Below are 20,880 nucleotides of genomic sequence, written 5' to 3'. Positions count from 1 at the left end.
ATCAGCGTTCGACGGCCAGTTTCACCCCGAGACCGACGAAGATCCCCCCTGTCGCGACGTCGATGCGGCGGCGAACCGCCTGTCGCCGGCGCAGCCACCCGCCGATCCGTCCCGCGAGCACGCCGACCGTGCCGTCGACGATGAACTCCAGCACGATCAGGATCGTCCCGAGGATCGCGAACTGCACCCACACCTGTCCCAGAGCCGGATTGACGAACTGCGGCAGGAAGGCGATGGTGAAGGTGACCATCTTCGGGTTCAGCAGGTTGGTCATCAGGCCGCTGAGGTAAGCCCGGCGACCCGACATCCCTCCGCCGGCGCCCGTCATGTCCAACTGCCCTTCCTCGCGGTTACGGATCATCTGGACACCCAGATAGATCAGGTACGCGGCTCCAAGGATCCGGACCACCGTGAAGGCGATCGGAACCGCCTCGAAGAGCGCGGCCAGCCCCGCGGCGGCCACGGCGATGTGCACGGCCTCACTGGTCGCCACCCCGGCCGTGGCGAGCAGCCCGGCACGCGGACCCCCGCGTATCCCGCATCCCAGGACGAACACCATGTCCGGGCCGGGAGTGATCATGGCGATGATCGTGGTCACGGTGAAGAGCATGAGCAGATGCTGATCGATCGGCATCTGGCGATCGTTCCACACGGGCCGTTGCGCGGCACAGGCGATTTCCACCGGGCACCGGGGTCTCGGGGGCGGCGACGTGTCCGAACCACGACGGGGGCGGCGACGACGGGGGCGGGCCGTCCGGGCCGGCGGCGACATGACCCGTCCGAAAACCGGTTGCCGGGGTGGAGGGTGCGTGTGGCAGGGTCGCCCGATGCCTGTTTCTCGCTGTGAGCTGTCGCGCTGGCAGTTCGATCTGACCTGGTCGCTGTTCGAGTTCCATCTGGAACGGCTGACGGCGGAGGACTTCCCGTGGGAGCCCGCCCCCCTCTGCTGGACGGTGCGACGGGGGGCCGACGGGCTGTGGAGGCCGGACTGGGAGGAGACCGAACCCGACCCCGTGCCGGTCCCCACGATCGGCTGGGTCTTCTGGCATGTCGGTTGGTGGTGGTCGGTGGCCCTCGACCATGCCCGGGGGCGGCCACCGCGCCGGAGGGAGGAGATCGAGTGGCCCGGCGACGGGCAGGCGGCGATCGGATGGCTGCGGGGCCTCCGTACGGAGTGGCTGGCGGTGCTGGACGGGTTCACCGACGCCGATCTGGACGCCACCGCGTCGTTCCCGTGGCAGGACGCCCCCGAGTTGACCGTCGCGCACACGGTCGCCTGGGTGAACGCCGAACTGATGAAGAACGTGGCCGAGATCGGCCAGCTCCGGTTGGTACGCGCCGCCTCGGCGGGGTGAGAAGGTGGCGGGCCGCGGGCTCGCCGGTGCCGTGGCCGTCGTTCCCGACACCCGCCACGCGCTCGTTCCGGCGACGTGCGCTCCGGCCACGTGGTGATCCGCGCGGCTTCCACGCGGATCCCACGCGGTCCTCACGCGCCCCTGGCCGGAGCGTGCCGTGCCAGGTGGTCACCGGGCACGACATCCGCTCTCGCTCCCGTCCGGCGTGATCCGCCGGTGGTGGACGGATCCACGCCGTACGTACTCCGGCGGATCGTCCCCGCCACGGACCGGTGGGCGACCGGCCCGGTCCCAGGGGACCTGGCCGGCTCTACCGAACGCACATGATCGGCGACTTCGCCGTATCGGCGAGAGTGGCCGTCATGACGGTTTCCGGAAGGCAGACGGTCCCGGAGAGGCCGAGGACCCCGGCGAGATCGCCAGGACCGACGGAGCACAGCACTCCGGCGTGGTCGGCGACGCCGATGGAGCAGGACGATCCGGCGTGACCGGTGGGTACGGCAAGACCGATCATGCCGATCGGTCCGGACGGACCGGTCAGGTCGAGCGAGCCGATCGAGCCGAGCGAGTCGATGACGTCGATGGAACCCATGGAGCCGACGGCGCCGACCGAACAGACCGGACCTGGCGAGGCCAGGTAGTACCCGGAGATCACGGGAACGCCGGACATGCTCGTACACCCGGTCGCCTGCGCCGGCCTCGACGTTCCTGCCGGTCCTCTGGGACCCACGGGTCCCCTCGGTCCCGCCGGCCCCCTCAGGCCCGGAGTGCTCACGGTTCTCGTCGTGTTCAGCACGGTCACGCGCCCGGCGGGTCCCACAGGTCCAACCGCCCCTGCCGGTCCCGCCGGTCCTACCGCTCCCGCCGGTCCAACCGCTCCCGCCGGTCCCGCCGGTCCTACCGCTCCCGCCGGGCCCGCCACTCCCGCGGGCCCCGCCGGTCCGGTCGCTCCTGCGCGCCCGGCCGGTCCCACGGCTCCTGCCGGTCCTACTTCCCCTGCTGGGCCCGCGGGCCCTGTCGCTCCCGCGGGTCCCACAGGCCCCGCGGGGCCTGCCGGTCCCACAGGCCCCGCCGGTCCCGCGGGTCCGGCCGGACCTGCGATTCCCGTCGGTCCCGCGGGTCCGAGGGTGGACGAGGTGGAGGAGGTGGCGGTGTTCGTGGTCCCCGTCGCGGCAGGGCCCCTCACGGTTCCCGCGTTCGTCGCGCCTCCCACTCCTACCGGGCCGGTAAGCCCGGTAAGCCCGGTGAGACCGGCGGGCCCGGGCGGTCCAGGCGGACCGGGAGGTCCGGGAGGTCCGGGCAGCCCGCGCGGACCACGCTCCCCCCTCCAGCCGTGATGCCGGCCGGAGCATCCGCAGCGGCGGTGCGCCCTGCGACACCCGCAGTGTCGGTTTCGATGGAGGATGGGTTTTTCGTCCTGGTGTATAGATCGATGAAGAAGGCCGGTCTTCCCGTTGTCGCTGTGCGGCGCGGACGTGAGAACCCCTGCCGGTTCGATCGCGGCGTTCGCCGGCATCTGGTTCGACGACATCGCGAGAACGCCTGCCATCGTCGCGACGGCCACGGTGCCGACGCGCTTGCTGGAGAGGAGGGATGGCACCCACCTGCTATTACGAGGAAGCAATTGATTTCCCCATGTCATTGCTAATTCCGAAAAATCCGGATCCGTCACGCGGTCACGGAAGTGACAGCGAACAGGAGATACCCGGGTCTTATTCGGACAACGCGCCTGCATAGTTCAGGAAGAGCAAATTAACGGTGCGCCGAAGGAAAAGCTACCCTCGTCCGTGTTTTAGTGTGACTTGATGTGATTATTCAGTCGTATGGCAAATAGAGGTTTCTGTGCTTCCCGGCCTGAAGGTGCGCCCCCTCGGAGAGGAGCCGGGCACCGCTCTGGAATGTCCGGTCCGGTGCCGGTACGAGAACCTTCTCCCATGACGCCGTACCGGCAATTCGGCGGACGGCGCCGGTGCGTACCGGCACCCGGACGGCCGTCGCCGGCTCACACCGTCCAGGCCGGGCGCCGCCTCCGGTGCCGGTCCAGGCCCCGGGGCCGGACTCGGGAACCCGAAGCCGGGACCGGGACCACGGACCGGGACCGGACCCGGATGCCGTGGTCACCCGCGGTTCCTATTGCTCACGAATGATGATCTCCGGGAACGACGGGTCGTTCTGGAGATCCCTCAGCAGCCTCTCGGATCGCGTGAGGCGGTCACGCCCCTGCCGTACGTTCCCGGCCGGGCCGTTCCCGGCCCTGCGGCCACGGTAGCGGTCGAGGGGGCGTTCCTGCTGGCCCTGCGACCGTCCGCGCCACCTGTCGTAGGACCTCGCGGGACGGTCGCGGTACTGCCGCCGGGAAGGGTCGGGGTAGGGGTCGGAAAGGCCGAAGGGAGCCCCCTCCGCGCTCGGCCGTGAGGTCGAACCGGACGGCCACTCCTGCGCCGTGGCGGCATTGACCGGCTGGGCCGACGTCATGAGGATTCCGGCGAACGCCGCGACGGCGAGAACGCCCACCCGCCTGCCGGAGGCCGGCTCCGATATCCCTCTGCTCTTTCGAGGAAGCACGTTATTTCCCCATCCGTTTCTGGTTCCGAAAACGCCTGATATGCCTCGCTGCCCCATAAGTGGTAGCAGCTAGGAGATACCCCCCGGACAGTCGGATAGGGCATTGAAACCGTTGGGGACAAGCAAATAAATGACACCGTTAATAGTGATTGTGGTTTATCTTCTTATTTAGTGCTATGTCCCTCTTGTTCGGTGCGTGTGAAAGGCGGTCCCGTCCTTCCGGCCTCCCGCGGTACGGCTCCCGTGGTGCGGCGTCCGGTCTCGCGAGCCGTCATCGACGGGCGCGAAGGTCCGACAGGAGCGGCCGGGACAGGCGTACGGTGATGAACTCGTTGTCGTCGGGCTTGCCGGGAGCGCGGCCGGACGAGAACGGGAAGTTGTTGTCGTCGAGCACGCCCAGCGTGCGGTCGTCGAGGATCACCACGTCCTCGATGGTCTGGAACGGGAAGCGGAAGGTCTCGCCGAAGCCGCCCAGCCGGCGCGGGTCGGCCAGGTCGAGCAGGTCGGCGACGAGGGTCTTGCGCAGATCCGCGTACCGGGTGTCCACCAGGTAGATGCGCTTGACGCGCGCCTGGTCCCCCTGCAGGTTGTCGCGCTCGATGACCAGGAACCGGCTACGGTCGACCGCGATCATGTCCCCGATCGCGTTGTCGGGGCTCTCCAGCCGGTAGGTCCACGTCTTGCCGGTGTAGGCCTTGCCGCGCAGGCTGAACTCGTTCATCCGCAGCGTGCCGGGGGCGTCGCCGGTCACCGTGCCCTCCAGCAGCGGGTACAGCGTCCTGCCGTCGACCGAGCGTGCCATGCCCTCGAAGCCCTTGCTCCGGCCGAGGTTGGGCTGCTCGCCGTCGAGGGACGGATTCTCCGGCGCCTTCACGCCGGGCAGCGGGACCGGTGCCTCCAGCAGCGTGCCGGAGCGGGAGAAGTGCAGCAGGAACGGGCCGAACTCGTCCCCGATCCAGTAGGTCCCGTCGGAGGTCCGCACGATCGACTCCACGTCGAAGTCGGCACCGGTCAGTTTCCGGTCCGCGCGGGTCAGCGGCCAGGTGACGTGCCCGTCGGGGTCGCTCAGGTCGAAGCCGCCCAGCACCTTCACCGCGCCACGCCGGAAGTCCGGCTTGATCCGATGCACCCGGAGCAGGAAGTCGGCACTGTTGGACTGGGAGCCGTACCCGTTGTCCGACAGCACGTCGAACGTGCCGCCGGACCGCCGTACGATGCCGCTGAACCCCTGCACCGGCTGTCCGGTGAACGGCGGGGTCACCCCGTTGACCGGGGCGGTGCCGAGCTGTGCCCCGGAAGGCTCACTGCCGGGCACGAAGGTCAGCGCGGGCAGGGAGGCGAATCCGGTCAGCGTGGCGCGGCCGAACCCGTGCCCACCGAAACCGTTCCGTCCCGCGTCGTTCCGCTCCGCGTCGGCCTGCCGGGTGGGGGCCGGTTCGGCGGTGGGAGGGGTGAGAGCGGTCCAGCCGGGCGCGGCGGCCGCCGGCGCGGCCATCGCCAGCGCCAGCGCGGCCGTGCCGATGGTGATCGTCATGCGTCGTCTCATGGCGGCACGCTAGGCAATCGGCGTGAACGGCCGATGTTACGTCGCGGGCCGTGCGGCGAAAACCAGATACGGACTGTACGGAAAAAGGAAGAGAGCTGTCCGGAAGTGACGCGAGCCGCAGGACGCGTCCGCCGGCCGGGACGCAGGCCCCGGGATCTTCTCGCCGCGCCCGCAACGGAATAAAGTTCCGCGCATGAGGATTTTCGCCAACATCACCGAGATCAAGGCCGCCGTCGGGGAACACCTCGGCCACACCGACTGGCACGAGGTCACCCAGGAGCAGGTCAACCTGTTCGCCGACGCGACCCACGACCACCAGTGGATCCACGTGGACGTCGAGAAGGCCGCGCAGGGCCCCTTCGGGGCCACCATCGCCCACGGGTACCTGAGCCTGTCGCTGCTGCCCTTCTTCATGTCGCAGCTGTTCCGGGTGAACGGCCTGGCGATGGGGATCAACTACGGGCTGAACAAGGTCCGTTTCCCCTCGCCGATCCCGGTCGGCTCCCGGATCCGCGCCGGTGCCGAACTCATCGACCTCAAGGGCACCCCGTCGGGCTATCTGTCGAACATGCGGATGACCGTGGAGATCGAGGGCCGTGACAAGCCCGCCTGCGTCGCGGAGACCCTCTCCCTCTACATCCCGGCCGAGACCTCCTGACCCTGGAGGCGCTCTTCCCCTGCGTCCGGGCCGAGACCTCCCGATCGCGGAGCCCTTCCCCCGCATCCCGGCCGAGACCTCCCGATCGCCGGGGACCGGCCGGGAACGCCCCGGCGCGCCGTCCCGCGCCCCCACCGTCGCGCGGGCTCACCTCTCCGTGGAGAGTTCCTGGGCGAGGATCGCGGCCTGGACGCGGCTTCGCAGCCCCAGCTTGTTGAGCAACCGGCTGACGTGGGTCTTCGTCGTCGCCTCGGCCATGTCCAGCTCCACCGAGATCTCCATGTTCGACATGCCCCGCCCGATGCAGGCCAGCACCTCACGCTCGCGCGGCGTGAGGACGCCGATCTCGTACGACGTGCGCTGCGGAACCGACGCGCCGAAGGCGGAGATCAGCCGCCGGGTGACCGCCGGCGCGATGAGCCCCTCGCCCGCGGCCACCAGCCGCACCGCCTGGACCAGCGCGTCGGCGTCGGTGTTCTTCAGCAGGAACCCGGCGGCCCCGGCACGGAGCGCGCCGAAGACGTACTCGTCGATGTCGAACGTGGTGAGGATCAGCACGTCGGTGATCCCGCTCAGCTCACGCGTCGCGGAGATCCCGTCGAGCCGGGGCATCCGGACGTCCATCAGCACCACGTCGGGACGGAGGTCGCGGGCCATCGCGACGGCCTGCTCCCCGTCGGACGCCTGGCCGACGACCTCGATGTCCCGGTGGCCGTCGAGAATGAGGACGATTCCGGCACGGACCGCGGCGTGGTCGTCGGCGACGAGAACTCGGATGGTCATGCGCTCTCCCGGGTGGGCAACTCGGCGCGGACGCGCCAGCCGTCGTCGTACGGTCCGGCCTCGAAGACGCCGCCCACCAGGACCGTACGCTCCCGCATGCCGACGATCCCCGTACCCGCGCCGGGAAGCCCCCGCGTCGCGTCACCGAGCGGGTTGTCCACGACCAGGGTGATCAGGCCGGGCCGGTAGCCGATCACCACCTCCGCGACCTTGCCGCCGTGCTTGAGCGCGTTGGTGAGCGACTCCTGGACGATCCGGTACCCGGCCAGGTCCACCGCGGCGGGCAGGTCCCCGGGGGCGCCGTCCACCCGGAGGCGCACGTCGAGCCCGGCCTCCCGGGCCCGTTCGACCAGTTCCCCGACCTCGGCGACCCGCCTCCGCGTCGCCTCCGGCTCCTCGCCGTCCTGGCGGAGCAGTCCGATCATGGAACGCATCTCCGCCATACCCTCGACGCTGTTCTCCCTGATCGACTCCAGCACCTCGCGTACCCTTCGCGCCTCGAGATCCCGGCGGGAGAGGACGGCGGTGGACTGGATGGCGATCGCACTGAAGTGATTTGCGATCATGTCGTGCAGTTCCCGCGCCATCCGTGTCCGCTCGGCCTGCACCGCCGCCGCCCGGTCCAGCTCCGCCAGCCGCGCCACCTGCTCGGCCCTCGCGCGCTCGGCCACCGCCTGCTCCTCCAGCTGCCTCACGAGCATCGCGGTGAAGACGGGGGTCACCCCGACCAGGCCCGCCTGCACCAGGAAGATGGCGGCGGCCGCCCACTGCCTCAGGAGGGCCCCTCCCAGCACGCCCGCCAGGACCGCGATCACCGAGGTGATGATGAGCATCCGCCGGCCCAGCGACCGGGGGCCGTACCTGACACCGGCGTACAGGTTGTCCGTGATGATCAGCACTGTGCCCAGGGACGGGCCCATGGCGAAGTCCCCGACGAAGGCCACGACCCCCAGCCCGAGCGAGAGCAACGGCCTGGTCCGCCGTACCGCGACCCCCGCGCACGTGATCACCAGCGGCCCGAGGAACAGGTACGCCGGGGCCCACCGGTGCTCGTAGGCTCCCGCGGCGAGAAGGACGACGGCCGCGACGAAACACGCCACGGCCCACAGCGCGTCGTCTCGTCTCATGCCCCCATCTCATCACCCCGGCCGACCGGGCGGATCGGGCGCGGGACGGGTAGGTCGTACACACAAGGATGTAGCCCGGCTCACCGGCGCCGACGCCCCCACGCCCGGGACGGTCCACCTTCCAAGACGGGAGGGGCCTTCCGGCAGGGGGTCTCGTTCTTCCGGCACCGCGGCCTGAAGATCACCCTGTTCGGCAGCCACTTCCTCCTTCTCCGGCGGCACCGGCGAATCCGGCTCCGGCGTCCCGAACACGGGCGGATCGGTAACCGGTTCGAGGCATCGCCCAAAACCCGCTATGCTTGCTTACGCAGCGAGCGGCCGTAGCTCAATGGATAGAGCATCTGACTACGGATCAGAAGGTTGGGGTTTCGAGTACCTCCGGCCGCACAGCAGGTCAAAGGCCCTCCGGGATGATCCCGGAGGGCCTTTTTCGTGCCTGTACAGCAGCTCCGTACAGCAACGCGAGCTCACACAGGCGATCTCCTGCGAACAGCGCGCGTCAAGGTCGGGGCGTCGCGCTCGGAGCGAGAACGACGATCGTCGAGGGCCAGAACCTGGTGCTGTGACCGGAAACCTTCACCGGTCTCGCGTGTAGCCGCCGGCGTCGGTTGGATGTGTCCTACACGTCCGGCTGGCGCGAGGAGGCGCGGTGGGAGAACCGGTCCGAGCACGAAGACCGATGCATTGCCGCTCTGCGGGAGTGGGTTGAACAGGAGCGCTCAGGTAAGAGGGGCTGCCCCTCACCCGCCCAAGTCAAGTCCTAGTCGTTTCCAAGCGTGATCTTTTAGACCTGTGGGGCGGATGAGATCCATTCGCGGCAACACAGGGGGATCCAGCAAGCATGGGAATGTTTCGTAAGGCCATGCCCGTCGCGACGGCGGTAGCCGCGCTGGCGATCGTGGCGATGGCGCCCGTCTCGGCGGCGTCGGCCTCGGCGGTGACGATCAGCGTTCAGCGCGCTCACGTCGAGACGGTGAAGGAGTGGCGGTCGAATTTCACCTGCCCGACGAACCAGGTGCTCACCGGTCGCAGCCACTACGGCGATGAGAACGCCGACACCACGTATTCCTGCAGCTTCATCTTCATCAACGGTGAGCAGGTCAGGGTGTCGCTGCTCGACTGGAGTACGCAGATGAAGGAGAAGGACTCCTTCTACGAACCCACCCTGGGGAGCGTCGCGATCGCCGGGCGGATGCACACCGGTGACGAGAACGGCATGACGCGGTACCGCCCCGCGACGCTGTTCTGGCAGGGCCGGCAGGTGCAGTTGATCAACAAGACCTGGAGCGGCATCCACAAGGAGAACAACCACTCCTGGACCGCCGGACACAACCAGGTCATGACCGGCCGCCTGCACCTCGGGGACGAGAACGGCAAGACCCAGTACCAGTACTCGACGGTGACCTTCGCGGGCTGAACCCGCAGACGTACTGGTACGAGAAAGAAGGAAAGACGATGACGAATCACCGCACGACCGTGTCCGCCGCGCTGGCCGTCGCCGCGCTGGCGGCCGTGACCATGGGTTCTCCCGCAGCGGCCGCCGATTACACGATCGAGGTCCGGGCCGATTACACCCAGACGATGCCGTCCGAGAAGAACTCCCAGTTCATCTGCCCGGTGAACCAGGTGCTCACCGGCCGCAGGCACGTCGGCAATGAGAACGCCCCGACCACGTACTACTGCGGAACGATCTACATCAACGGGCAGCAGGTCTTCGTGTACTCCGGTGACTGGACCCAGCCCCGCAAGGAGAGCGAGGGCTATATCGTCGCCCCGGCCGACCAGGTGCTGGTCGGCAGATGGCACGAGAAGGACGAGAACGGCCCCACGAGGTACCGCACCGCCGCACTGTACTGGCAGAACCGCCAGGTGAAGGTGACCGGCCCGATCTGGAGCGACCAGTACAAGGAGAGCAGCCACACCTCGATGGCACCCTCCAACCAGGTCATGACGGGCCGGGTCCATAACGGCGACGAGAACGGCAAGACCCAATACCAGTACTCCAAGCTGGTCTTCACGGACTGACCCGAGGCCACGCTGCGACATGGCTCTGCTCCTGCGCGGCCAGGGGCAGAGCCTGCGCGCGGACGGTGTCCTCATCGGCGGCCACCAGGCGCGCGATCACCGCGACGGTGTTCCCCCCGGCCGAAGCCAACACGATCATCGCCCGCCGGTACCGGACCGAACCGGTGCTGCCCCGGCGGACGATCTGCTGCAGCTTCTGCCCTTCGGCGTCATCACAACACCGCCTTACAGGATCGCCCTCCATCGGCCCGCAACCACCATCTGAGCAGGGCTGGATGCCCTGGACGAGGCATCTGCCCTTCCCTATGGATCAGAAGGCTGGGGTTTCGAGTACCTCCGGCCGCACACATGCAAGAAGGCCCCTGAACAGGTATTACGCCGTCAGGGGCCTTTTTCGTTGTGTCGCTCAGCCGGTCTCTTCGGTGTCTGTGGAAGCCAACCTGGGAGCCAAAGGCGCTGACCTGCCCAGCAGAGCCCCGGAGATCGCCGCCGACGCCGCCCGCTTGTCCCCCTCCGTCAGATGCCCGTAGACATCCTTGGTGATCGCGATGCCGGCGTGCCCGAGGACGTCGGAGACGACGTGCGGCGGCGTGCCCTGGGCGAGCATGAGCGAGGCCCCGGAGTGCCGCAGCTCGTGCGGGTGCCAGTGAACCGAGGCCGGCCTTCCGCGCCAGCTTCGAGAACAGGTGGGAGAAGGTGTCGGGGTCGGACGGATTGCCGAGCATCGAGGGGAAGATCAACCCGTTTCGGTCCACTCCTCCCCGGGCTGGAGACGTTCCGCGTTGTGCACGGCCCGATGCCGCTTGAGCGCGTCGACCAACTCGGGCGTCAGGCAGAGCGTACGGCGTGACTTCCTGGTCTTGAGTTCGGTGATCACGAGCTTGGTCTTGCGTTCCGCGCCGGGGGTACGGTTCTTGATCCGTTTCACCGCGTGCGCCACACGCAGGGTTCTGGCCTCCGGGTCGAAGCCGCTCCACATCAGCCCGAGAGCCTCACCGCGGCGAAGGCCGAAGACGAGCGCCAGGAGGACGAGCGCCCCCATTCGATGCTCCGCGACCTCGTCGAGAAGCCTGTGCGACTGGTCGATCGTGAGCGTACGGCCCTCGTCGGTGTTGAGCCGGGGAGGCATCGGCAGAGCCGCGACGGCGTGGCGTGCCGGTAGATCGACGCGGCCAGGTCACTGTCGTATCCCATCCGAGCCTTGAGGCCGGCCAGGCGCGCCCTCGATCGCGCGGCCAGCGTGTTGCCGGTGTGTCGCAGGTCGTGGAAGTGCAGGCCCTTGACGCCCATCTCCTTGAGCGCGTCCGCCCACCTGGCATGGCCGGTTCCGCCATGCCTCTGGGATGATCTCGACGATCCGTTCCCGCCGAGTGAAGAGGCCCCGCTTGAACACCGAACAGCCGCCGCCCGCCGACCTGCGCGAGTACTACCGGCGACTGATGAACAGCAGGCAGTGGCTCGGTGTGAGCATGTGCTGGACGGTGGTGGTCCCCGAAGACGGACGAGCGCTCACCCTGGACCAGGCCGCTGCCCGGCTGGCCGGAAACACCCCCTACCGGCTGCACGAACCGGCGTCGTTCGAAGCCGTCGGACCGCCCGAACGCGACGCCTATCCTGTGTTCGTCGATCGATGCGGCCCGACCACCGTTCTCTTCGAGTGGGACTCCCTCGGGACGGAGCCTGTCGTGCTTCGGCGGCTCAGTGAGGGGGCTCACGTCTACAGCGCCTGGTGGGACGTCAACGCCAACAACCAGCTGAGCTTTGCAGCCGGAGGCGAGCACCTCCTGGCGATCGACGGGATGTTCCCCGGACAGCGGGAACACCACGCCCACCTGGCCCGCTGGCCCGGGCTGCAAGCGATGACGGATTTCTTCGCCGAACCCCCGCCCGAGGACCCCGACGAGGACGAGAACGACCTCGATGGTCGTGCCTACTACGACTGGAAAGCCGCCTTCCTCGCGGTCATCGACCACACCACCGGGGTGTGGCTGACCGGCGAGTGGCTGGAGCAGCCACATCCCTACGTGACGGTCCGCATGCCCGACGCGACCCACTGACCCCTGAACGGCCGCACCTGGGTTGCGTACGCGAGAAGCACTCCCCCGGAACTTCCCTGATCCGGTGCCTGGAGATCGCGTCTTGACCGACAAGGCACTTGGCGCAGGCGCGCGAGAGCACTTTCACGCTGTTGCCCGCCCACTCGGCTGCCTGCTTCGGCGAGACACCCGCGTTGAGCCAGGTGGGCTGGCAGGCGCACCGGAGGTCATGACCCGTTTGCCGGCGGGGAGGCGTACTCCTCCGGGCTGAGGACCGTGCGGCGGGCCTTGTCCCAGACGCGTGGATGGTGCTGGTTGCCGGCACACCACCGTGAGCGCCGTAGAAGATCCGTCCGTCCGGACCGGTGCCGAAGGATCTTGAGGTGCTCGCCCATGATGGTCACAAGCTCGGGGGCGCACGGAACCGGGCGGCTCTCCCCCTCGGTGCGGTGCTCCAGGCCGCGGTCGTCGCGCTGTTCGCCCGGGACCACTCCGGCAGGTCTCACTCTGCGCGCGGTTCCGGAACGCCTTCTTCCAGGGCCTGCCGTCCGCCTGCCAGCGCACGTGATAGGCGGTGACCTTGACGCCTTGTAGACCTCGGTCTTGTAGCCACGGATGTTGTAGGCCAAGGCGCAAGAGGTCAACGGACATCTGCTGAGCCCATGATGACGGGCGAGCCGGTGACCGGTGTTCAGCGCGTCGATCGGCCATGCCGGACAGATTCCCCTTGATGCCGACGCGCTCGTGATGTCCCTCTTCATCGACTGCTCGCCGTGGGTGGCGGCCCGGGCCGGCATTGGAAGGAACATGGCCTCAGGCCGATGTTTTATGTCAGAACGATTTTCCTGTTTTTGTGCACTTCGTAGTTATTCTGCCACCACTCCAGCCTCACTGGCACCTCTGGAATTGCGTGATCGTGAAGTGTGTCGTCATGGATATTGACGGTTCCGCTGACCGGCTTCATCGTCAGGAATGACCGAGCAAGGTGGCCGCCTGTGATATAGGACCGCTGCGCTGGAGACGGGCTCGCCAACCTCCTCCGGAGAACCGAATCATGGCGTTATACGTGCCGATCCTGAAGGGCCGCTCGCCTGACCTGCAGGCACTGGAAAAGGCGAGCGATCTGGTCAAGCGCAACATCCGTCCGATTGTCGAGGTCGTACCACGAGGTGATGACAAAGATATCAAAACCACTGTGGAGAGAACCGTGGGGCAGGTGAAGAGATACGGCCTGCGCGATCTGGTGGTCGCGTTTGATGCGGCGCCTTTGAGAGTGCGTTTCGGAGAGTCGGCCTCGATGGAGGCGCTACATCTTCTCGACGCAGAACTCAGAACTTTCGATTTCTCCTGCCGGCCTGTCGTCCGTCCCGAAGACGATCCGCGTACTCTCGAAGGAGTACGACACATGGTGGGAACCCATCACCTGGGCGTATGTCTTCGCGTGAACGAGCCCTATGTGTACACCCTCAGTGATTCGCGCATTCTCCTTGAGCAGCTCGATGCCCTGGGATTGGCAGCCGAGCAGGCCGACGTCGTACTTGACTGCGGCTTCATCCGAGACGTTCACGACACGGCCGACCGCCTGTCTGGACCTTTACGGCATCTGCAGGAACATCCTTGGTGTTCGGTGACGATCGTGGCGGGATCGTTCCCGGGGCCCGACTTCTTCGCCAACACTCCTCGCCGGAGAGTCATGTCGATTCCTAGACTGGAGGCGGCGCTGTGGACTCGCGTCTCCCGGCGCTGGCCTGAAGTCCACTATGGCGACTATGGAGTCGATCACCCCGGCCCGCCGTCGGAAGGACTGCGCCCCGATCCCAACCTCCGCTATACCGTGGACAGAGAATGGCGCTTCTATCGACAGCCGAAGGACACAGGCGGCAGACACCGATTGTTTCACCGTCTCTGTCGGGATCTGCTGAAATCCCCCGACTGGCCGCTAGAGGGCTCCGCTTTCTCCTGGGGGGACGATCGGATCGCCTCGGCCGCACGCGAGGACATCGGTCCGGGGTCCGGCGCTGAGTGGAAGGCATACTCGGTGTCGCACCACCTGGCGGTCATCGTGGCCTTGCTGGAGTCTGAGTATGTGCCGCAGCGTGCCGCGTCGCCGGCTGGAATGTCCGACGGCCACGGTGGCACGCGGACGTGATGCCGGAACGCGAGGGCACATCTCCGTTCACTTCTGGTGACGCTGATCGTCAGCAGGGCACTCAATGTCGCGCGGAGGGCCGTTCTCGGGTGCCTGGAGGGTGATTCGACCTCCGGCCGGGCCTGCAGGCGTCGGCGTGGCCGGAGATCACCCTCCCGAAGCCGGTGGGCAGCGGTATCAGCCGAGAACCGTCGCCGAGCGCCCCTCGTCCACGGTGTACGCGCCCGCGGAGATCACGCGAGGTCCACGGTGTACGCGCCCGCGGAGACCGCGCCGAGGTGCGCGGGGTTGGGGGTCAGCGAGACGACGCCGCCGGGCAGTACGCGCGAGCTCTCCTCGACGGTCGTGAACGTCGCGGGCATCGATCCCCCCGGGAACAGGCGCTTCCCCGTCCCGATGACGACCGGGTACTGGAGCAGCCGGTAGACGTCGACGGGTCCCGCCTGGTGCAGCGTCTGCACGGGCTTCCAGCTTCCGTGAACCTGGAGCTCCCTACCGGGAAGCTCCTCGAGGCGGCGTACCTCGTCGACCAGGTCCCGCGTAGGACCGCCGTCGGGTTCCAGGCGGCTTCCTCGTGGGTCAGCGTCGAGCTGACCGCGCACTTCGGCAGCGTGTTGAGTTTTACGGCGATCAGGTCGTCAGGGTCGGTGGCCTTCGACCAGTACCCGCCGAGCAGGCCGAAGCTCGTGCGGCCGAAGAGGAACGCGTCGGCCTCGCGGAACCAGCCCTCGACGACCTCGTCGGTGTGCGCCGAGGCGTGCGGGACGAGCCACCCGCCGCGGTCGAAGCCGTCGGAGCGGTCCTCGTGATCGAACGCGTCTGTTCGGCTGGAGATCACTGATGTGAGGGGGACCGGATCGAGCCACTGATGCCGGCCGGTCCGGTCCGTGGACGACGGTGGGCAGACCACCGCATCCCCTGAGGCCATCGCTTGGAAATATCGCGTCGGCTCGCCCTGGCAGGCGCACGGCGGTGGTGACCTTCCGGGCCTCGACGGGGACTTCCCGCCGCCCGGAAAGCAGGGAGAGGCGGATGCGCGGGGACCCGGCCGGCCGGTTCGGGGTACTCAGCTCAGCCTGAACGAGCTGGCGCGCTTGTAGCAGCCGTAGTGGCCGAGATGCCCGTACTTGTCGATCCACCGCTTACCGGCGCAGTCCTTGACGAGATCTATGGTGGAAGAACACGTCGCAGTGCGTGCCGTTGCCCAGCTTGGTGTTCACCGAGCTGACCCGGTCGCCCCAGCCCATGTGGTCCAGCCTCTTGAACTCGTAGTCCGCCTTGCCGGACGTGCTCCCGCTGCAGTCGCGGGGAACGGAGATGGTCACGGTGTCGCCCCGGGAGTTGTAGTTGATCCAGTCGTAGAGCACGGCCACGGCGTAACCGGCCGCGTTGGCCACTTTGATCGCCCGGGACAGGCTGCCGTAACAGCCCATTCCCTTACCGTACCTGTCGGCCACGCAGTGGCTGGCCGCCCTACCGGCGGGCGCCGAGACCGACGCGGCAGACGCGGCAGACGCACCGAACTCACTTCGATCGGCCGTCCGATCACGGCACGACCTGGCGGCGAGACCGCCCGGATCGAGTCGGGTAGGCAACGGGGCGCCCACGAGATCCGGTCGTCGACGGACGCCCACCGCTGCCGGTAGGCGATTCGGACAGCTTCGGCACGAGACCACGTCCTGCCGGCGTCCATCGTTGTCAGCATGCACCGACAGGATCGCTCTGACGATCGGCGGCGTACCGATTCACACCCGCGACAAGGACGCCGGGGGAATACGAGCCGCTTCATCCTCGGGACCTCTCCGCGACTCTGGAAGAGCTCGGCGCCATCACGCTTCCGGTGCTCAGGGGAGCGATGCGATCACCCTCGCGTCTCGCTCGACGGGGGACTTCGGCCGGACGGAACGGCTGGGTTCTGTCTCCTTTCGTCGGTGTGCGTACAGCCCTCGGGAAAGGCGGCGACGACGGGGCCGAGGAACTGGCCGCCGTCCCAGTGACCGATGTCGCCGGTGTGGTGATCGGGTTCGTAACCGATGGGGATGACCTCGGGAACCGCCATGTGCGGGAGAGTAGCGGCCGGGGCCGACGGAGCCTTCGCTATGCGTGATCTTGCTAACGGAAGCGCTGACATCGTCCATGGACACGAGCGGACACCTGTGGAAGATGATCAAAAGCGAGTGGTTCCGAGCGGGACTTCCTGACACTCGTGGACGCTGGCGGATGATCTCGAACCGGCTGCGGATCAGGAGGTCGGGGTTTCGAGGCCTCCGGCCGCACAGCAGGTCAAAGCTTCTCCGAGATCACTTCCGGAGGGCCATTTCGTGCCCGTACAGCGGCGTCGTACAGCAACGTGGGCTCGCACGGGTGATCTCATCCGGCTGAGTCGCTCCTCATGGAAAGAGGAGCGCCGCCACTGATGGGGGCAGCGGCGAGGGCGTCGGACAGCTGGTGCAGGGACGAGACGACGACCGAGCCGTTGATGTCGGCCATGTGCTTGCGGCTGTCACGCAGGCCCGCGACGCCGATCGCCTGGGTGCCGAGGTCCGCGGCCACCGTCATCATCTGGACGGAGGCGCCGACCACGGTGCATTCGGCGGGTCTCACGGCCAACGCCTTCCTTGCCCGGCGTAGGAGGGCGATTCCCGTCGGCCTGCTCGAGGGACGGTGGTGCCGGTACCCGATGGCCGGTCCCACCAGGTGCCGCAGCTCGTGCCGGTCCAGGTAGGACTCGATGGTGGCGGAGTAACGGCTGCCCACCACCGCGGCTCTTCTGCCGCCGGCCTGACACGCCAGCAGGGCCTCGCGTACCCCGGGCGTGGGAACGGCCGTCGTGACCGCGGCCGTCTCGGCCGCGCGCAGGATGTTCTCCGCCTCATCACCGTGGGCGGGACTGACCTGGTAGGCGTAGGCCACCATCCACAACGGGCTGGTGGTCGTGAGGAAGGCGACGGCCTCCACCAGCGTCGCCGGGTGTGGGGCCGGGAGTCGCGCGCGGATGTCGTCGACGATCGCCGGAGTGTCCGTACCGGCGAACAGGTCACAGATGACGCTGTCGAAAACGAACAGCATGGCGCGAGTGCCTTCCAGGACTCGCGCGACATGGGGGCGTACTCGCATGGCGGGCAAAAGGCCTCCTGGGCACGATGTCGTGGCCGTCTTGACGCGACACCATGCGAACCGGGTCTTTTTTCCTGATGTTGGAAGGTAGCACCACGAAGCCGGATCCCTGCTGTGCAGATCATGTGGCCACGGGAAGTGCGCGTGCGGAGGCTCGAAGGTCGCTCAGGTGGTGGAAGGCATGGCTCCTGCTCTGGTCCAGGGCGAGCGGAAGCTCCAGTCGAGTGATCAGCGCAGACCCGGCGTTCCACGGCTACGGGCGTACCAGCCGGCACACCTGGGCGTTGTCGGACATCCAGATGGTCAGCTCCCTTTCGCCGGGTCGATGTCATCCCCGCTTCCCGCGAGGTCCCCCTCGTGCGGCACAACGGAGCGGCTGACTGGCTGCTCCCCCTGCACCAGGCCCGGCCATCCCCGTCGTGAGGTCTTCCTCAGCAGGGTTCGTAAGCGCTTCGCGGAGAGCATCGGATCGCCGTCGGCCCAAGCGCATGGCCGACAACGACTTATCCGAGGCTGTTCAAGCAATCCCTGCACCTGCGGACGGCGGCCAGACGGAGGTTTCCCTCGGTGGCCTGAACAGGGCTGCCGTCGCCGATGCGATCCCAGACGCCGGGTTCTGGCCCACGGACCCACCCCCAGGCTGGAGCGACCACATCGGACTCGCTCATGTGATCACACGCGCCCGGCAGGTGAGCCATCCTCCTGGAGGAGATCAGGATGGTGTCCGGCGCGAACCTCACCCAGCGAATCGGACCGGCCGCGTTCTGCGTACCGCGTGACGCATCGGCTCCGGGCAAGCCACACGCACAGCCCTCACCGACGATCAAATCACACCGTTCGCAATGCCCCACGCGCCTCTCCCGCCACCCGGAATGCTCAAGAGTCTAATGACAGCACTCACGAAACAGCGCGCGGAATGGCAGCGGCTCTCACCGGCCGGCTCTTCTACGATGCGGCGAACCGCTGCCTGACGATCACCGACGCCGGCGACCCGGAGCCAGGGACCAGTGTGATCCCGGTCTGGCCGAGCGGCACCCGCCCGGTGATCGAAGCGGGAAAACACGGTGTGGATCTGCCCGGAGACGGTCCCGTTCTCCTGGAAGGAGAGTCGATCGAACTCGGCGGCGGATACGTCGATTGGGAGGCTCATCCCCCATCCGGGTTGAAGATCCCGAACGCCTGCATCCCGGATCTCGCGAACTCGATGATTTTTCAGCTGCATCCGAAGCAGCCGATGGTCTGAGACCAAAGAGGCCAAAGAGGCCAAAGAGGCCAAGAAGGCCACGGGCCACCACCTGGAGGCGGTGACCATGAACGCCTGACACCGCCGGTCCGCCTCATCGGCGCCTTGATCACGGCCATGTCGTCCCGATCGGCCGGCCATGGTTCACCGGCTCGGCAGGTGGCCGGCACTCGGTCAGCCTGCCCTTTCCCCTCGGCCCCGGCTTCGAGGCCCGCACGAGGGACGGCGGCCACGCCCGCATCCTCCGGCTCCTGCCGATCACCCCGGCGGAACGCCACCTTGTCATGGACGCCGGTCTCGAAGCCCTCGAACCGCTCTGCGAGGAGAAGCAGGTCGACCACACCGAGCCTCGCCGGCCGTCGGTCGTCTGACGGTGGTTTCGCCAGAAGCCACCGGCCGGGGCGGCCGTTCCCAGGCTTGGGACCTTTGAACGGGGCGGCGGGCCCGCCCGGCAGAGTGCCGGAGATCGCCGCCGACGCCGTCCGCCTGTCGGTCAGCGGTTGAGGTTCTTGCGGTAGCGCACCTTGGTGACGGGCGGGACGTCGCTGCGGTCGACAACGACCGCGCCGTCGTGGTGCCAGCCGTTTCGCTCATAGAAGGTGCGGGCTCGGGTGTTGCCTTCCAGGACCCAGAGGGTCGCCTCGGCGTATCCGGCCGCTGTCATGGCGTCGAGGACGGCGGTGGCCAGTGCCTTGCCCACACCGGTGCCCCAGACGTCGGGGGGCGTGTAGAGCGAGCCGATCATGCCCACCTGCGTGGAGTCGTCGTCCTCGTCGTCCGTAGGGTAGAAGCGCGAGTATCCGACAGCGCGGTCCGCCCGCTCGGCGATCAGGGTGCCGGCCAGTGGCCCTCCGAAGCCGGTCAGCAGGCCTTCCCATGTCTTCGTCAGTGCCTCATGGTCGAGGCCGTCCAGATACTCGTCCGACAGAAGTCCGCGGAAGGCCGCCTGCCATGACGCCCTCTGGACACCGGCCAGGGCCGGGGCGTCCTGCCGCGTGGCGAATCTGATGTGGTGCGTCAGTGGTCTTCTCCGATGGTGTCGTCATTCCGCGTGCTCGCGGACCCCGGTCGTGACCGGGTGACGGGCGTAAAACAATGATGTACCTCCCCGAAGAAGGGAGGGACACGGCGGGGGAGGTAGACGGGCGATCCGGAGGGTTCTCCGGGAGCCGTTCCGCGGCGTGATGGACGGATCGGCATGGTCGGACGGGATTCTCCTGTCCGCTTCGGGCCGACGCGATGGAGTCCGCGCGCTCGACCGGACTCCGGGCCGGATCTCCCCTCAGATCTCAGCGGCCAGCTCGGGGAAGACCTTGGCGACCTTGGCCGTCAGGTAGTCGCCGTACGTGCCGGAGAAGGCTCTGAGGTCCTGGCCGTCCCAGCGCGGGCGGTCCTCGCGGCCGGGGACCGGCGGGAGGGGCGGGACCTCGTCGTGCCAGCCGGGGTCGAAGAAGAACGGGAACGACAGGCGGTCGCGGCCGGAGGCGTTGCGGACGCGGTGCGGCGTGGAGCGGTAGTGGCCGGCCGTCAGCCTGTCGAGCATGTCGCCGATGTTGCACACGAACGTGCCGGGGATCGGCGGGGCGTCGATCCAGCCGTCTCGGGTGCGGACCTGGAGGCCGGCGTTGTCGTCCTGGAGCAGCAGGGTCAGCAGTCCGTAGTCGGTGTGCTCGCCGACGCCCCACTCCTCGGCGGCGCCCGTGCCGGGCGGGTAGTGGAAGATCCGGAACAGGATCGTCGGGTCCTTGGTGTACCCGTCGGCGAAGTAGTCCTCGGGCAGGCCGAGGCTCAGCGCGACGCCGCTCATCACCCGCTGCGCCGTCGCGGTCATGACGTCGAGGTACGTCAGGACCGCCCCGCGCAACTCGGGGACGTCGGCGTCGGGGAACAGGTTGCGGCCCCTGAGCGGGGTGCCGTCGGGCTCGGCCTCGGCGCCGAAGTAGACGCCCTCCTTCAGGTCGGGGCGGCCCGAGGTGAGTTCGCCGCCGACGGGGAAGAAGCCGCGCCAGGCCCGGCCACCGCGCGCCATCGCGATCCGGAGTTTGCGCTCCTCGGGCAGCGCGAAGAAGCGGCGCGCGGCCGCGTCCAGCTCGCCGATCAGGCTTTCGGGGACGCCGTGGCCGCTGACGTAGAAGAAGCCGCTGTCGACGCACGCGGCCTCGATCCGGGCGGGGACGTCGGGGGCCGACAGGTCGATGACCGGTAGTTCTCTCGTCATACCGGCATTGTGCCGTCTTCTTCGGGTGGGTATTTGGACCGGGAGCGGGCGTGTACTT

The 20,880-nt window shown here is 68.0% G+C and carries 19 protein-coding genes, 1 tRNA gene and 3 pseudogenes; 10 read left to right on the top strand and 13 right to left on the bottom strand.

Annotated features, from left to right (window positions below; all coding sequences use genetic code 11):
- Window position 1 precedes the first annotated feature (1 nt).
- On the bottom strand, window positions 2-634 hold the full coding sequence (locus AB0G16_RS25455) for a LysE family translocator (protein ID WP_362809721.1): 633 nt from the start codon (window positions 632-634) through the stop codon (window positions 2-4).
- A 193-nt stretch (window positions 635-827) separates the two neighbouring features.
- Between AB0G16_RS25455 and AB0G16_RS25450 the strand changes: the two genes are divergently transcribed.
- Entirely contained in the window at window positions 828-1,355 is a 528-nt protein-coding gene (locus tag AB0G16_RS25450) for a DinB family protein (RefSeq protein ID WP_362809718.1), read from the top strand.
- A gap of 310 nt (window positions 1,356-1,665) precedes the next feature.
- Here AB0G16_RS25450 and AB0G16_RS25445 read toward each other — a convergent pair whose 3' ends face one another.
- From AB0G16_RS25445 to AB0G16_RS25435, 3 genes are all read right to left on the bottom strand, one after another.
- Entirely contained in the window at window positions 1,666-2,025 is a 360-nt protein-coding gene (locus AB0G16_RS25445) for a hypothetical protein (RefSeq protein ID WP_362809715.1), read from the bottom strand.
- Window positions 2,026-3,485: 1,460 nt separating this feature from the next.
- On the bottom strand, window positions 3,486-3,869 hold the full coding sequence (locus tag AB0G16_RS25440) for a hypothetical protein (protein WP_362809712.1): 384 nt from the start codon (window positions 3,867-3,869) through the stop codon (window positions 3,486-3,488).
- A gap of 322 nt (window positions 3,870-4,191) precedes the next feature.
- A complete protein-coding gene (locus tag AB0G16_RS25435) occupies window positions 4,192-5,466 on the bottom strand; it encodes an esterase-like activity of phytase family protein (protein WP_362809709.1) in 1,275 nt (424 codons plus the stop codon).
- Window positions 5,467-5,659: 193 nt separating this feature from the next.
- Between AB0G16_RS25435 and AB0G16_RS25430 the strand changes: the two genes are divergently transcribed.
- The gene (locus tag AB0G16_RS25430) at window positions 5,660-6,124 is read left to right on the top strand and encodes a MaoC family dehydratase (protein WP_362809706.1); all 465 of its coding nucleotides are present in this window, start codon (window positions 5,660-5,662) and stop codon (window positions 6,122-6,124) included.
- A gap of 147 nt (window positions 6,125-6,271) precedes the next feature.
- On the opposite strand, the gene AB0G16_RS25425 is transcribed toward AB0G16_RS25430, so the two are convergent.
- On the bottom strand, window positions 6,272-6,907 hold the full coding sequence (locus AB0G16_RS25425) for a response regulator transcription factor (protein WP_362809703.1): 636 nt from the start codon (window positions 6,905-6,907) through the stop codon (window positions 6,272-6,274).
- Complete coding sequence (locus tag AB0G16_RS25420; protein ID WP_362809700.1) at window positions 6,904-8,034, bottom strand: histidine kinase; 1,131 nt, start codon at window positions 8,032-8,034, stop codon at window positions 6,904-6,906. Before AB0G16_RS25420 ends, AB0G16_RS25425 begins: the two co-directional genes overlap by 4 nt.
- A 314-nt stretch (window positions 8,035-8,348) precedes the next feature.
- On the opposite strand from AB0G16_RS25420, the gene AB0G16_RS25415 reads away from it, so the two are divergent.
- The 3 genes from AB0G16_RS25415 (at window position 8,349) to AB0G16_RS25405 (ending at window position 10,059) form a co-directional block, all read left to right on the top strand.
- Window positions 8,349-8,421, top strand: a tRNA-Arg gene (locus AB0G16_RS25415).
- A gap of 454 nt (window positions 8,422-8,875) precedes the next feature.
- The gene (locus AB0G16_RS25410; protein WP_362809697.1) at window positions 8,876-9,451 is read left to right on the top strand and encodes a hypothetical protein; all 576 of its coding nucleotides are present in this window, start codon (window positions 8,876-8,878) and stop codon (window positions 9,449-9,451) included.
- Window positions 9,452-9,489: 38 nt separating this feature from the next.
- Window positions 9,490-10,059: a hypothetical protein gene (locus AB0G16_RS25405; protein ID WP_362809694.1), complete on the top strand. Its 570-nt coding sequence runs from the start codon at window positions 9,490-9,492 to the stop codon at window positions 10,057-10,059.
- 58 nt (window positions 10,060-10,117) lie between these two features.
- Here the strand turns inward: AB0G16_RS25405 and AB0G16_RS25400 are convergent.
- Together AB0G16_RS25400 and AB0G16_RS25395 are read right to left on the bottom strand one after the other, a co-directional pair.
- Window positions 10,118-10,303 (bottom strand): annotated as a pseudogene (locus tag AB0G16_RS25400) (IS630 family transposase); the annotation flags it as partial.
- A gap of 162 nt (window positions 10,304-10,465) precedes the next feature.
- Window positions 10,466-11,188: pseudogene (locus tag AB0G16_RS25395) on the bottom strand (site-specific integrase).
- Window positions 11,189-11,444: 256 nt separating this feature from the next.
- Between AB0G16_RS25395 and AB0G16_RS25390 the strand changes: the two are divergent.
- Window positions 11,445-12,116 (top strand): DUF6461 domain-containing protein, encoded by a 672-nt coding sequence (locus AB0G16_RS25390; protein ID WP_362809691.1) that lies wholly within the window; start codon window positions 11,445-11,447, stop codon window positions 12,114-12,116.
- Window positions 12,117-13,161: 1,045 nt separating this feature from the next.
- Window positions 13,162-14,244 (top strand): beta family protein, encoded by a 1,083-nt coding sequence (locus tag AB0G16_RS25385; RefSeq protein WP_362809688.1) that lies wholly within the window; start codon window positions 13,162-13,164, stop codon window positions 14,242-14,244.
- A 233-nt stretch (window positions 14,245-14,477) separates the two neighbouring features.
- Here the strand turns inward: AB0G16_RS25385 and AB0G16_RS25380 are convergent, their stop codons facing one another.
- Window positions 14,478-14,777, bottom strand: a complete 300-nt coding sequence (locus tag AB0G16_RS25380; RefSeq protein ID WP_362809867.1) for a dihydrofolate reductase family protein — start codon at window positions 14,775-14,777, stop codon at window positions 14,478-14,480.
- On the opposite strand from AB0G16_RS25380, the gene AB0G16_RS25375 reads away from it, so the two are divergent.
- Window positions 14,721-15,053, top strand: coding sequence for a hypothetical protein (locus AB0G16_RS25375; protein ID WP_362809879.1), 333 nt, complete (start codon window positions 14,721-14,723; stop codon window positions 15,051-15,053). The genes AB0G16_RS25380 and AB0G16_RS25375 overlap by 57 nt on opposite strands.
- 333 nt (window positions 15,054-15,386) lie before the next feature.
- On the opposite strand, the gene AB0G16_RS25370 is transcribed toward AB0G16_RS25375, so the two are convergent.
- Together AB0G16_RS25370 and AB0G16_RS25365 are read right to left on the bottom strand one after the other, a co-directional pair.
- Window positions 15,387-15,677: a hypothetical protein gene (locus AB0G16_RS25370; RefSeq protein ID WP_362809685.1), complete on the bottom strand. Its 291-nt coding sequence runs from the start codon at window positions 15,675-15,677 to the stop codon at window positions 15,387-15,389.
- A 937-nt stretch (window positions 15,678-16,614) separates the two neighbouring features.
- Entirely contained in the window at window positions 16,615-17,313 is a 699-nt protein-coding gene (locus AB0G16_RS25365; RefSeq protein WP_362809682.1) for a hypothetical protein, read from the bottom strand.
- 964 nt (window positions 17,314-18,277) lie between these two features.
- On the opposite strand from AB0G16_RS25365, the gene AB0G16_RS25360 reads away from it, so the two are divergent.
- Together AB0G16_RS25360 and AB0G16_RS25355 are read left to right on the top strand one after the other, a co-directional pair.
- Entirely contained in the window at window positions 18,278-18,604 is a 327-nt protein-coding gene (locus AB0G16_RS25360) for a hypothetical protein (RefSeq protein ID WP_362809679.1), read from the top strand.
- Between the two features lie 113 nt (window positions 18,605-18,717).
- A pseudogene (locus tag AB0G16_RS25355) lies at window positions 18,718-18,975 on the top strand (suppressor of fused domain protein); the annotation flags it as partial.
- A 122-nt stretch (window positions 18,976-19,097) separates the two neighbouring features.
- Here AB0G16_RS25355 and AB0G16_RS25350 read toward each other — a convergent pair.
- Together AB0G16_RS25350 and AB0G16_RS25345 are read right to left on the bottom strand one after the other, a co-directional pair.
- Window positions 19,098-19,613 (bottom strand): GNAT family N-acetyltransferase, encoded by a 516-nt coding sequence (locus AB0G16_RS25350; protein ID WP_362809864.1) that lies wholly within the window; start codon window positions 19,611-19,613, stop codon window positions 19,098-19,100.
- A 273-nt stretch (window positions 19,614-19,886) separates the two neighbouring features.
- Window positions 19,887-20,822: a 2-oxoglutarate and iron-dependent oxygenase domain-containing protein gene (locus AB0G16_RS25345; protein ID WP_362809676.1), complete on the bottom strand. Its 936-nt coding sequence runs from the start codon at window positions 20,820-20,822 to the stop codon at window positions 19,887-19,889.
- Between the last annotated feature and the right edge of the window lie 58 nt (window positions 20,823-20,880).

This window comes from Streptosporangium sp. NPDC023615 (genome assembly GCF_040640155.1).
GTDB lineage: Bacteria > Actinomycetota > Actinomycetes > Streptosporangiales > Streptosporangiaceae > Streptosporangium.
This window is presented reverse-complemented; position numbering and strand designations above follow the sequence as displayed.

Excerpts from the sequence above, each read along its gene's own strand:
- AB0G16_RS25425 (WP_362809703.1), bottom strand. The coding sequence starts at position 6,907 with ATGACCATCCGAGTTCTCGTCGCCGACGACCACGCCGCGGTCCGTGCC.
- AB0G16_RS25420 (WP_362809700.1), bottom strand. The coding sequence starts at position 8,034 with ATGAGACGAGACGACGCGCTGTGGGCCGTGGCGTGTTTCGTCGCGGCC.
- AB0G16_RS25435 (WP_362809709.1), bottom strand. The coding sequence starts at position 5,466 with ATGAGACGACGCATGACGATCACCATCGGCACGGCCGCGCTGGCGCTG.
- AB0G16_RS25445 (WP_362809715.1), bottom strand. The coding sequence starts at position 2,025 with ATGTCCGGCGTTCCCGTGATCTCCGGGTACTACCTGGCCTCGCCAGGT.
- AB0G16_RS25345 (WP_362809676.1), bottom strand. The coding sequence starts at position 20,822 with ATGACGAGAGAACTACCGGTCATCGACCTGTCGGCCCCCGACGTCCCC.
- AB0G16_RS25365 (WP_362809682.1), bottom strand. The coding sequence starts at position 17,313 with ATGCTGTTCGTTTTCGACAGCGTCATCTGTGACCTGTTCGCCGGTACG.
- AB0G16_RS25430 (WP_362809706.1), top strand. The coding sequence starts at position 5,660 with ATGAGGATTTTCGCCAACATCACCGAGATCAAGGCCGCCGTCGGGGAA.
- AB0G16_RS25405 (WP_362809694.1), top strand. The coding sequence starts at position 9,490 with ATGACGAATCACCGCACGACCGTGTCCGCCGCGCTGGCCGTCGCCGCG.
- AB0G16_RS25360 (WP_362809679.1), top strand. The coding sequence starts at position 18,278 with ATGGCAGCGGCTCTCACCGGCCGGCTCTTCTACGATGCGGCGAACCGC.
- AB0G16_RS25450 (WP_362809718.1), top strand. The coding sequence starts at position 828 with ATGCCTGTTTCTCGCTGTGAGCTGTCGCGCTGGCAGTTCGATCTGACC.
- AB0G16_RS25370 (WP_362809685.1), bottom strand. The coding sequence starts at position 15,677 with ATGGGCTGTTACGGCAGCCTGTCCCGGGCGATCAAAGTGGCCAACGCG.
- AB0G16_RS25410 (WP_362809697.1), top strand. The coding sequence starts at position 8,876 with ATGGGAATGTTTCGTAAGGCCATGCCCGTCGCGACGGCGGTAGCCGCG.
- AB0G16_RS25455 (WP_362809721.1), bottom strand. The coding sequence starts at position 634 with ATGCCGATCGATCAGCATCTGCTCATGCTCTTCACCGTGACCACGATC.